The organism is candidate division KSB1 bacterium (assembly GCA_034506395.1).
Taxonomy (GTDB): domain Bacteria; phylum Zhuqueibacterota; class Zhuqueibacteria; order Thermofontimicrobiales; family Thermofontimicrobiaceae; genus Thermofontimicrobium.
On sequence record JAPDPQ010000014.1, the window covers coordinates 37,952 to 50,870 of the forward strand.

General features: G+C 46.2%; 5 protein-coding genes. 4 read left to right on the forward strand and 1 reads right to left on the reverse strand.

All coding sequences use genetic code 11. From position 1 onward, the window contains the following. Window positions 1-318: 318 nt before the first annotated feature. The 3 genes from ONB37_10835 to ONB37_10845 all read left to right on the forward strand — a co-directional run bounded on the left by ONB37_10835 (window position 319) and on the right by ONB37_10845 (window position 7,722). Window positions 319-3,330, forward strand: a complete 3,012-nt coding sequence (locus tag ONB37_10835; GenBank protein MDZ7400648.1) for a TonB-dependent receptor — start codon at window positions 319-321, stop codon at window positions 3,328-3,330. 129 nt (window positions 3,331-3,459) lie between these two features. Beyond that, a complete protein-coding gene (locus ONB37_10840) occupies window positions 3,460-6,606 on the forward strand; it encodes a hypothetical protein (GenBank protein ID MDZ7400649.1) in 3,147 nt (1,048 codons plus the stop codon). 63 nt (window positions 6,607-6,669) lie between these two features. Then, window positions 6,670-7,722 (forward strand): PorV/PorQ family protein, encoded by a 1,053-nt coding sequence (locus ONB37_10845; GenBank protein MDZ7400650.1) that lies wholly within the window; start codon window positions 6,670-6,672, stop codon window positions 7,720-7,722. A 638-nt stretch (window positions 7,723-8,360) separates the two neighbouring features. Here the strand turns inward: ONB37_10845 and ONB37_10850 are convergent. Next, window positions 8,361-10,829 carry a TonB-dependent receptor gene (locus tag ONB37_10850; protein ID MDZ7400651.1) on the reverse strand — a complete coding sequence of 823 codons (2,469 nt, stop codon included), beginning with the start codon at window positions 10,827-10,829 and terminating at the stop codon, window positions 8,361-8,363. A gap of 596 nt (window positions 10,830-11,425) precedes the next feature. On the opposite strand from ONB37_10850, the gene ONB37_10855 reads away from it, so the two are divergent. Then, the gene (locus ONB37_10855) at window positions 11,426-12,748 is read left to right on the forward strand and encodes a bifunctional folylpolyglutamate synthase/dihydrofolate synthase (protein ID MDZ7400652.1); all 1,323 of its coding nucleotides are present in this window, start codon (window positions 11,426-11,428) and stop codon (window positions 12,746-12,748) included. Window positions 12,749-12,919 lie beyond the last annotated feature (171 nt).

The window sequence follows — 12,919 nt, forward strand, 5'->3', positions numbered from 1 at the left end:
CTTCCTACGCCAACATTCCATATTAAGTTTCCAGAAAAATTTTAAATTTTTTTGACAGCGAAGCGAGCATGATAGAATTCTGTCGATCGCCATTCTGAGCTAATGTCCTCAAAGCGAGAGCAGGGCGTGATCTCGGAATGCGATATTATTTCTTATTGAGAGCGAACAGACGCCGCTGGTGAATGAGAAGGGACATTCGCATCAGGTTGGAGACATCTCATCATCAACCAATTCAGCGAGGAAACCAATACCTAAATTTCAAATTGAATCAGACTCGCCAGTCTGATAACCCTTTAACCAAATCTGGGAGGTGTTAAATTGAGAGTTACAAGAGCACTTTTGGGTATTGCTCCTGGAGCATTGTTGATTGCCTTGCTGCTATGGAGCGTGACGTTCGGTGGAACTACTGGCAAGTTGGCGGGATTCGTAAAAGATGCTGAGACGGGCTCACCATTGCCAGGAGTGAACGTCGTTCTACAGGGGACAACCATGGGCGCGGCCTCTGGCATGGATGGTTACTTTTTTATCATCAACATCCCGCCAGGGAGATATACGATCAAGGCGAGCATGATCGGCTATCAGCCTCAGGTTGTAGATGTGACCATTCGGGTGGATTTGACTACGAAAGTTAATTTTGAACTAAAGCCGACTGTAATGGACTTAGGGCAGACCGTGACTGTGACGGCGGAGCGGCCACTGATCGAGCCAGAGGTGACCAGTAAACGGGCCACGGTGACGGCGGAGATGATTCAGAATATGCCAGTCAGAACCGCGCAAGATATCATGACCATGCAATCCGGAGTGATAATGATGGATGAAGGTCAAAAGATCCCCGGGTTTGAGACGCGGGGCATCGATCAGGTTCATGTGCGCGGTGGTCGTAGTGGCGAAATCGCCTACATGGTCGATGGCATGTACGTGGAGGATGCGATTTATGCTGGCATGGGCACCAGTGTGAACCGCGTCGCCATCCAAGAACTGACCACTATCATCGGCGCGTTTGATGCCGAATACGGCGAAGCCCAGTCCGCGGTGGTGAACATCGTCACGAAAGAGGGTGGCACCAAGTTCGATATTTATTCGGAGTTCAACACCAGCAAAATTTCTGGCCTCTGGTCAAAAGCAGATGATGTGCGCGATGCCCATCAGGCCATCGGCTCGATCTCTGGTCCTGTGCCGTTCATCAAAGGCATGACGTTCTTTATCTCTGGCGAGCAAAGCTATCGCCGACCTTATTACTATAAGTTCGATAATCACATCTACGATACCACACCACTCAACGACATTCTCGATAAGCCAGATGATCCGCGATATCAGAAGATCCTCCAGCAGATCAAGGACGGGATCATCACCGAGGTGAAAAACATCAATCAATTGCGCAACAATGAGAGCTATTATTATGTTGGCGATGTGCTTCGGGAATGGCATACTGGGGCGTGGCGCAAAGCCTGGCGCTATCGAGCAGATTGGGATGGTGATGGCCATGCTGAGCCGATAGCCTGGGATGATGTGGCTGGTTGGCGCAGCTTTGGTTTTAACAAGTATTGGGATTTCACCTCGAAGTTGAGTTGGCGCATCTCGCCCAATATCAAATTGATGATCCCGATCCGGTTCAATCAGCGCATCCAAAAAAGCTGGGCAAGTGCCTGGACTTTTGCTATGGAAGGGCGTAATGTTTTAGATGATAGAACCGATCAACAGACTTTGATTTTCACTCATCAAATCACCCCTAAATTATTTTATGAACTGCGCGCCTCGCGATTCTTCAAAGGCCGATCCTATTTGGTCCATGGGATCGATCATCATCGACTTACCCCAGGCCATGCCGATGAGTTCTCCGAAGCCTATCGGTTTTTCTATAATGATCCAACCATCTCAGTGGATTTCGGGCCACAAGAATATCCTACTGGCATCTATTCAAATGGATTCTATGTGCCGATGCGATTCCTTCGCTATGACACCTTAAGCGACGGGCGAATCCGGCATGTATATGATGGATCGGCAGAGCAATACTGGAATTTCAATTTTCAGCAATCGCTGCAATTCAAGGGGGATGTGACCTGGCAGGCCCATCGCGCGCATCAATTCAAGATCGGACTCGAATATAAAACCTTTGGTTGGAAGGACAAATTATTCGGCAAAGATGTGGGCGGCATTCGTTTCCTGGAGTACCAATACCCATATTTGTCGCGGGGGTATCCCTCCTTTTACCATCTGAAACCTGAGGAATTTGCTGCTTACATCCAGGACAAAATGGATTTCAAAAACTTTATCGTGAACATCGGCTATCGATTGGACTATGCCAATTCCAAAGGCCGTGCTTGGAGGGATTGGTCGGATCCTAAATCCGGGGTCGTAACTGGTAAAAAGAAATTTCAATTTAGTCCCCGAATCGGTGTCGGCCATCCCATTACCGATCGGGCCACATTCCATTTCAATTATGGCCATTTCTTCCAGGTGCCAGATTATCGCGACCTGTACACCAACCAGCATCTCGATCTGAACGCACCGCAGCCGTTCTTTGGATGGGCCAATATGGATGCGCAACGAACTATCTCCTATGAAGCAGGGGTGGATTATCAGATCAGCGATTTTTGGGCGGTGCGCGTGGCTGCATGGGCCAAAGAGAACAACGGCAATGCCGGCAGCTTCCGTATTTCCGGCTTCGATCCCGACAGCCTTGGCGGCTATACCTATGGCATCATCACCAATAACGACTTCGGCAGCTCACGGGGGATCGATTTAACGATTGAAAAAAGCTTGAGCGACAATTATTTCGGAAAAATCGAATACACGTATTCGGTCTCTAAAATGAACCAGTTCTACTCCTGGTCCGGTTATTGGGACGGTGTGACTGCCGAAACCGTGGCCAAAAAAGAATACCTCTCTCCCGTTGATGCCCCGCATCAATTGACCGGATTTTTTGGGATTCAATTTCTCAAAGGTGGCGGGCCAAATTTGTGGGGATTTAAACCGCTGCAAAACTTTGTCATGCAATATATTCTCAGGTTGCGCAGTGGCTACCCATATACCCCCACAATTGGCGGCCAAGCGTTGGAACCCAACACGGCGCGCCGGCCCATGGTCTATACCGTGGATGCGATTTTCCGCAAAGATTTCACCATGTTCAATCAGATTCGGGCTGGTGTCAGGATCGAGGTTCATAACTTATTTGATCGTAAAAATGTGCTGCAAGTTTATTCGGAAACCGGTAGCCCCACCGATCCAAACCCTGGCTACAGCAAAACCAATTACAGTACGAACTGGGATAATCCATGGTTCTGGATGCCAGGGCGGAGCATTGATGTTGGATTGGTGATTGAAATGTAAAATACAGATCGCTGACCAATCTGAAAGAGCATATTTTCACCGATTGTCAATAAGATCATTTGAGCAGCGATTCATAATGATCTGTCAAATTACTGGTTCATGGAATTGAATCAAGCGGAGGAAAAATTGATGAAAAGATCGATAAGCTACGGCATGGTCCTTTTGCTGATATGGATCCTCAGCATTGTGACTGTTTTTGCCGCAGACGTGAAAAAAGAAAAATCACTCAATAAGCCAGCCCATACGATCGATTTGGCGGTTGGTTTGTTGGATGCTGGGAAAGTGCAACATGCGGTTTTTAATGATGGCTGGTTATCCACCTGGAACTATCGGACCAAGGTCCCAGCGGTTTTCTATAAAGGGTGGTCTTATATCCCAGATTTAACGATGATGATCGGTGTGCCAGAAGACCCTGCCTGGACACCCTATACGAAGGATTTAAAAACCGGCTTACCAAAATTGAAGGGCCCATCCGTCTCTGAGAAGTTTGCTGCAAATGATTGGGGGCCGAAGGCAGGTTCCTACGGGAAAACCCATTCTGGGGACATGACCTTTGGGCAGGTATTAGCTGGAACCTCGTTGGACAATTATCCATTGATGGCCACCAGTACCTACCCATTGAGCTGGCCTAAAAACGAAGAAGGATATCGAGTCTGGCCGGGCATGTGGGCGGTCGATCCCAATACCGGCAAAATCGCCTGGGACTCGGTGGCAGCAAGCCAATTCGATTTCACCAATCCCACCCGTCCCTGGAAATATTGTCCAACCTCTCGGGATACTGTCCTTGTGGGCAAATTTTTCTCCGATAAAGAGATTTTCTTCAGCATGACCGACTATGATTTGACGAATCTTGGCCAGGTGTACGCTGAAAGCGATGGCGATACCACGCAGGGATATAAGCTGGGGTTACAGCTGGATGTCTCCGCCCTTTCTTACGGCCGCTCTTACGCAGAAGATATCATCTTTTTCCCCATGAAAATCATTAATAATAGCCCCTACAATTACCATGATGTTTACGTGGGATTTTACAACGATACCGACGTCCCAGAATACAATTTGAGCGGAACCTTGAACGACCGAATGGACTGGATGACATTCATCACCAGCGAGTACGATGCGGAAAAGGATACCACTTATCATTACAACATGGCATATATTTATGACTGGAGATATGGTGGTGGCGAACCGTTTCCTGGTCCTGAATACAAGGTCATTCCTGCGCTGAAGATTTTGGAGACGCCACCTTCTCCGCGGGACATTGACTTGGATGGGGATGGAGTGATCGATATATTTAAGGGTGAGCAGCTTGGTATTACAGGCTGGCATTGGTTCGAGTGGGAACAGCGGCCTGGGCAAGTGGACAACACTCGCTTGGAATTGATCACCTATAAGATTTTAGCTGGGGATAACACCGACATTTTGCCAGAGGAAGATAATGCCTACTTCTGGCCTGCCCCTGATGGCAAGCTGAACCCCCACTTCGATTCCCCGGCCGGAATCCGAGAGATGTTTCCAACTGGTACCGACTGCGTATTCATCATGAGTTCAGGCCCTTTTGATCTGGCTGCTGGCGACACTACCGTGTTCTCGTTCGCATTGGTAATGGGGGATGATACTTCGGATGTGAAGTTCAATGCCAGAAATGCCCAGTTCATGTACGAATTAAATTACCAGGGCGCTGACCCACCACCGACACCCACGGTCTGGGCCGTCCCTGGCGACGGGCAGGTCACGCTCTACTGGGATGATAAGGCGGAGCAGGCGGTTGATCTGATGACCAAATATCGCGATTTTGAAGGATATCGAATTTACCGTACCACCTCGGACCCTGTTAACAACCAATGGGGAGATAAAATTTATGACGGTTATGGTCAGGAAGTTGGTTTTGTCCCGATTGCCCAATTCGATCTCGTCAACAACATCTCCGGGCTCGATCCACAACACCCCCATCTGAACCTTGGTAACAATACTGGTCTCGTCCATATGTATGTCGATAAAAACCTCACCAATGGCAAGACCTATTGGTATTCAGTCACGGCTTATGATCGGGGTGTTCGGGAAGACCCAGAGTTGAACCCCGATGGATGGGCTCCATTGAACTCACTCGAGTGCTCGAAGGGAATCAACCCATCTGCCTCATCCAATTTGGTCATGGTTGTTCCAGGCAAAACGCCAAGTAACTTTGTGCCATCGGATATCCATGTCGAGCCGCTGGAGGGGAGCTACGCTAAACATACCTTCACCGTTAAAATCATCGATCAATTCGCCATCACTGGTCACGATTATTTGATCACCTTTGATCAAACAACGTCGCCGGGCAGAACGCTATTCAATTTGTTCGATGAACAAGCCAATAAATATATTATCGAGAAATCTCCCAATATCAATGGAGAAGTCTCCCCCATTTTTGATGGGATGACCTTGGCCATTAAGCAGAATTTTAGCGCTGTGGTATTTGATCCCGATTCAATTGAATGGTTCCATAACACACCAGGAACTCCATCTGTTGGCAATTGGATTTTCTCGGGCGGGATCTCGACGAAAGAGCCATTCGATTGGGAGATTCGGTTCACCGAAGAGCCTGACACCGCTTTCTTCCCAACAACCTATATTGTCCCGTTCGAAATTTGGAACTTGACATTGAATAAGAAGGCGAGATTTGCGCATTATCCGCCGCCCAATCCGGCTGACACGACGCAGGAGATGCGCAACACCTGGACCAGCGGAGATGAGCTCAAGGTTCAGGAGGTTGTTGGTGGAAAGAGTGTATTCACTTTTACATTTAAATTAACCGCCCCACCGCCAAGAATCGATACAAGCATCGTTGGCGGCAACATTGTCATCACCAAAGTTGACACCAGCCGACGACCAGTTGCGGGGGATGTGCTACGCCTGATCACGGGCAAGCCGTTCAAAGAGGGGCGAGATCGGTTCCGAATTAAAACGGCTAAATACACCACCCGAGAAGCCGTGAAGAGCGATCTTGAAAACGTCAAGGTGGTGCCGAATCCCTATTTCCTCGCAGCAGAGTGGGAGTTCGATCGTAACCACCGTAAACTTGCATTTATTAATTTGCCCGCCGTGTGCGACATCCATATTTACACGTTGAGTGGGGAACGGGTGATTACGCTGCACCATGATCATCCAACCGACGGCTGGGAATGGTGGAATCTCCTATCGTTCAATCAACAGGAGATCGCCTACGGCTGTTATCTCTATGTGGTGGAGACGCCCAACGGTCTTAAGAAAATGGGCAAGTTCGTGGTGTTGCGATAATTGCATAGTTCGGATTAATTCAGCCCGAAACGAGAGCAATTTTCAAATAAGGAGAAATGGCAAATGAAAAGAATATTAAATGTTGTTTTGATCATAATAATTATGAGCACCAGCACTGTGAACGCCCAGGATATTAGCCGGGTGGGTACTGCTGCGGCGCAATTTCTCAAGCTCGGCGTGGGCGCACAAGCAGCCGGCTTAGGTGAGGCTGCTGTGACCATCCCAGGACAGGTATTTGGGCTCTATTGGAACCCGGGAAGTATCGCCTCAGTCGATCGCACCTCCTTGGCTGTCTCGCGCAACAATCTCTATGCAGATTTGGCTTATAGTTTCGTCGGATTTGTCCAACCAATCGGCGGCAGCAGCGCTATCGGGATTAGCGCCGTCTTCCTCGATTCCGATGACATAGAGATCACAACCCTTTCTCAGCCTGAAGGAACCGGTACGAATTTCTCTTGGGAAGCGTACGCCATTGGGATTACTTATAGCCGGTTTGTGACTGATCGCCTTAGCCTGGGCGGCACGATCAAATATATTCGAGAAGGAGCCTACCAGCTCTATGCCCAAAACTTAGCTTTAGACCTCGGATCGTTGCTCAATACAGGTGTACTGGGGTTAAAGCTGGGCATGTGCCTCAGCAATTTCGGAGGAGAAATGAGCCTGACAGGTCCCAAACTGCTGGTCACCCATAAACGATGGCCGAATAACCCCGGTGCAGTCACCGCGGATGCGAACCTCAAAACTGAAAAATATCCGATGCCCCTCACATTTCGCATCGGCCTCTCAACCCAATTGGTGGGAACGGAAGGGCAACTGGCGACCAGCAACAGCAATACGATCACTATCAGCGCTGATGCTTACGACCCGAATGACGCCTTGATGCGCTCCAATTTTGGCCTTGAATACGTGTGGAATAACATTCTATCCCTCCGTGCCGGGTATCGAGGCCTATCGGTGGAAAAGGACAAATATGAGAGCTATCATACAGCTAGTTTCGCCTTTGGGGGCGGGCTGAAATATGATTTCGGCTTTGCCAGGATCGCGCTAGATTATGCGTATACTGATTTCAAGATCCTCGGAACTGGACAAATGGTCTCCATGGTCGTGTCCTTCTGAGTGAAATTTGTCATCCAACAATGTTTTTTGATTTCGAGCATCGCTGCTAAATTATAACAAGCTCAAAAAGCAATTTTAAAAGCATCGATCGATCAATTTGATCATCGGTGCTTTTTTATTATATGAGCAAAGCTGTTATTCTAATGAATAGAAGTGGAAAACTTGAGGTCACTGCCAGCTAGCTATCCTGCTGGAAATTGGACAAAATTTGCTCAAGGCCTCCTTGTCCAGCAGATGCTCATTGGAGTTGAGCAAAGCAATGGATGACTGTTTTATAACATTCTGAAGCAGAAAACGCCTAAGAATCCCCCATTCAACGCAAATAGTCTCGGTTAATCACAAGATTCATCATTACCCGACCAGCGGCTGGTGAAACGATCAATAAATATGACCGCCAATCCTCATGTTCGCATTTCAGTGCCGATACAAGAGAATTAATTCTTTCACGAATCTCCACGTCAACAGGGGTCAGTCCACCACCATCTTACCGTCACTCTAATGTATTGGAGTTTTAAAAATGTGTAGCAAGCTGAGCTGCAAGGAGTGGATACAGAAAGAACGCATGAATAGAGCCATGGGAATTGATTTTTTTAAGGAAGATGATTAGAGGGGTATGGGAAGAGAACGGTCATTATGGGTTATTTGAAATGGATCAAGCAGCCGATCCGAATACGACGCCCATATTCGTACAAGTAGCTATCGAGACCTAACATCCAGAAGTTATCATCGGTCAAGTAATAAGGGTTAATCCATTGACTTGGTTGGCGATTATCCAAAAGGTTTAAAATCTCTGCGTAAGGCGTTACATCAGCTTTAAGCAATTTGAAAGAGCGACTAATCCGCCAGTCGATGTAATTTCGCCACGGTCCTCTTTCTGTTACCTCGAGATCATTGTTTAGCGTGGGGACTGGACTGTTGATGCGAGCCAGTAAATTTAACAAAATTTTTTGAGGAGCTAAATATGAGAGATTGAGGAGCAACTTGTGCCGCTGATCCCAGGCTAATGGCAAAGAACCAGTCGTCTGAGTAGAGAAATGGCTTTGGTCCATGCGATAGAAGTTTTGTAGCGGAAAAGAGCCTGTACCAGTTGCCCGGGTTGTGGTATAGCTGATCTTGCCTGAGAAATTGCTATTTCCTGGTCGCTTTTCAATAAAAATTTCGAATCCCCGCACCATTGCTTGATCCAGGTTTTCAAACCGAACATAGCTCGTAACCTGGTCCTGCCCGGCATGATAATTTGCCGAATTGACCAAATTTCTCACCCGCTTGATGAATGCAGTCGTGCCTACAATAGATCTGGCAGCAATTGCTTTTTGGTAGCTGAGTTCTAAAGCTTCGGTCTTCTCAGGCCCTAGTTGCGGATTCCCCACTAATGGATGTTCCCGATCCAATCTCTGTTTTGAATTGAAATAATAATAGTAGAGTGGCGGAATTTGGAAATACCACCCATAATTAACATAAAAGCGATCATCTTTAAAAAGAAAAGGCAAGGACAGCTCAAAACGTGGACTCAACTGGAACTGTGACCGAGCTTGCTGAGCTGCTAATCTCAAAGTATCGGCATTAGCTAGGACTGATTGTTCTGGGAAGACGACTCGCGGATTGAAATAATCGGATCGCAGCCCCAGATTGATTACAACATTACCAACTTCAAATCGGTTTTGGGTGTAGAATGCAACCGTGAATGGCTGAACCATTAATTGATTGCTGGTTATCGATTGGTACCTCGGTCCCCAATTTGACAGGGCAAAGGGATTCAGCGCCAGGTCGGTCATATAAATGCGATATAAGTTCAAATCGATACCGAATTGGATTAGATCCGAAGGTCGGAACTGGTGAAAATAGGCGGCTTTTAAAAAATAGACACGCTCGTTGATTAAATTATTCCAATTCCAGAATGTTGCACTTGGCCCTGACTGAATTCCCTCGCCGGCCGAATTCATCGTGCTATGATTTTCAAATTGCCTAATGTAAATATCGCGACCAATGTTTAAAGTATAAAATGACCGTGGGTTGAGGGTATGGATCACTGTGAGATGGAGCCTTCGCCCTGACTTGTCATTGATGCTCGTCTGGTCAAACGTTTCAGTTCCAACGGAAATGGAATTTGTTTGAGAACTACGCCAATTCGAAGAAATATGTTGAATATTGATTTTGATTTTTTGCCAGAGGCGAAAAGATAATTTTGATGTATAATGAAAATTTTTCTCGGGAGGCAAAATGGTTGACGCATAGTGAAAATTATTTGATGGATGGAGCTGGTCAAAATTGGCACATCCAGAGATATAGTAATTCATATCGTACATTGGACCGCCGAAGCTGAGCAGAAGTGGACCGCCGATGCTCATCTCGAGGCGTCGTAGATTATCGTTTTCAACTTTGGCGCCAAAATTATCGGTAAAGATCTTGAAAAAGCCCTCAGTTCTGTCCTTGCCCTCTCGAGTGGAAAGGTTCACGATGCCCGAGAGCACATCCCCATAAGCTGCGTTGAATCCTCCTGAATAGATGTTCATCTCCGAAACGGCACTCAAAGGAACTAAGGTGCCAATTTCTCGGAATAGCGGATCCTGAACCGATTGTCCGTCTAGCAAATAGGCTGTATGGTATTTTCGTCCCCCTCGAATATGTCCATTGATCGAACTGATTTGAGTCTTGAGCGCTTGAAAAAATTGATCTATCGGCAGGCTTTTATTCAATTCGACAAATCCCAAAGTATGACTGAGCGATGGCGAATTTTTGCCGATTAACGGTTGCTCAGCTACAACTTCGATCTCTGGCCCTTCGATGGCTTCGGAGACCATCTCGAAATTGATTTCCTGGAACATATCAGCGCGGATAACGACGTTGCGCATGACTAAGCTGGCATAGCCGAGCATTTTAGCGCGAATGTCATAAATTCCTGGTGGAATATTGCTGATCGAATAAAAGCCGTATTTGTCGGTGATCGTCCACAGCTTGGTATCGAGAATAATGACCTCGGCGCCAGGCAAACCCTGCCGAGTATCTTTATCGAGCAATTGTCCTGAAATTGAACCAGTAATGCCCGCGAAGCTGGCTTGGGCTATCAAAAATAATAGCAGCCAGACCATGATAAAAACATATCTCATCGCGAAATACCAAGTTGGGTGTGATACATTGCAAATCTGAAAAATTTAATTATATAAAGAAATTGCAAAATACATGCCACAGGGGAGAACCTCAGCTAATATATAGAGACTCCTGGCAAATTTTACCGATGATCATGCCTATTGATTTAATTGTTGTTATCTCTTTAGCAAGCCTCAGGTGGATCGATCGTTGTTAGCTTTTCTGAGAGATAAACACTTTCGATTGACCCGATGCAGGATGATATGCAATAATTTACCAAGCGAACGGTAAATTCTTGCATAGATGCAAATGTTTGGTTGCAAGAATCAGGATTGAATTAAATTCTGGAGGATGACTTTTTCAAAAACGAGCCATATTAACCAAAACATGGAAAATGTGCTACATTAGGGTCAGATGCACGAAAATAATTGGATTCATAACCTAATGCTGGCGCGCTTCGCTTGTGCAGAAGTGAGAAATGTTGATCATTCTTATCCTCGGTTAAACACATTTCAATAGAGATGGAACACCTATAACGTAATGAAGTTTAATGCACAGCGAAATCGATGAATGGATGCTTAATTGTGTACAAATGCTTTATAGGATAAGCTGAGCCATGCCAACAGTTCAAACACAAAAAACAGGGGATGCTTTGAACAATCATAGCGATGAAGCGCTTAATTATCTTTCGAGTTTAACCCGCGTAGGCTGGAAATTAGGATTGAACAAGATTCGAACAATGCTTAGTGAGTTGCACAATCCTCACGAAAAATATTTTACAATTCATATCGCGGGGACGAATGGCAAAGGTTCTACCTCGGCTATGCTGGAATCGATGTTGAGAGCTGCTGGTTATCGGACCGGGCTCTACACGTCGCCACACTTGGTCTATGTTGGAGAACGAATTCGCTGCGATGGTAAAGCCATTAGCCGCGAGGAACTGATCAGCTACATTACGCAGTTGCGACCTTTAATTCAGAAGTATAAATGCACCTTTTTTGAGGCAGTTACAGCGATCGCGTTTCTTTATTTTGCAGAACGAGCTGTGGATGTCGCTGTGATCGAGGTGGGATTGGGTGGCCGTCTGGACGCTACCAATGTGATCCATCCATTACTCAGCATTATCACTGGAATTGAAATTGACCATACCAAGCAATTGGGCTCTGACCGCACAAGCATTGCTTTCGAAAAAGCAGGCATTATTAAACCGGGCGTCATATGCCTTACTTATAGCCATTACCCTGAGGTCAATCAAGTTTTTCAAAAAGTATGTAAGGAAAATCATGCTGAACACATTCAGATGGAACGTTTCATTGAAGTGAAAAATGTCGAATTGACCGAACGACTGACAACAATAAATCTAGGAGTGAATGGCTGTTTTTTTCCGCAGTTGAAATTATCGCTGGTTGGGGCGCATCAAATTCAAAATGCTGGTCTGGCTGTGGCCGCGGCGACGATTTTGAATAAGCGATTTTTTCCCATTAAAAATGAGGATATTTATCATGGCCTAATCGATGTCCAATGGCCAGGACGATTACAAACGATTTCTCAAAGACCCAAAATCGTTTTGGATGTTGGTCACAACCCTGATGGGATATTGCATGCAGCGAAAGCCATTCAGGGGATATTCAAATTTGAGCGTTTGATCGTATTGTTTGGGGTGTGTCGAGATAAAGATTATCCTGCAATGGTTGCAACTCTAGCGCCCATGGCCGATCTGTTTATTGCTACCAAGGCAGATTCCACCCGAGCGTTATCTCCGAGAAGCATTGCGGCGGTTGCATCGAGGTATTCCGATAGGATTTATCAATGTCCTACAAGCAAACAGGCGATTATGTATGCATTGCAATTGGCGCAGCCCAATGATCTAATCCTTTGCATTGGTTCGCACTATTTAGTCGGTGAGATCATTAGTTATTTCAATCAATCGATGCAATAATTTTTCGGGAGGCCATAATAAAATTGCTTGACTTTTAGTCGAAAATTTTATAAATTGTCGTTGAAAACTCGCCTAAAAGATTTGATTAATATACTTGTCATGTGACTTCACATTTCCTTCGGTGGCATTATCCTTGAAAGAAACGGTAGAATTGATTAAGCTCGGAAAAAA

What these genes read in the sequence shown, in the direction of transcription:
- ONB37_10840 (MDZ7400649.1), top strand. Translation starts at nt 3,460, where the DNA reads ATGAAAAGATCGATAAGCTACGGCATGGTCCTTTTGCTGATATGGATC.
- ONB37_10845 (MDZ7400650.1), top strand. Translation starts at nt 6,670, where the DNA reads ATGAAAAGAATATTAAATGTTGTTTTGATCATAATAATTATGAGCACC.
- ONB37_10850 (MDZ7400651.1), bottom strand. Translation starts at nt 10,829, where the DNA reads ATGAGATATGTTTTTATCATGGTCTGGCTGCTATTATTTTTGATAGCC.
- ONB37_10855 (MDZ7400652.1), top strand. Translation starts at nt 11,426, where the DNA reads ATGCCAACAGTTCAAACACAAAAAACAGGGGATGCTTTGAACAATCAT.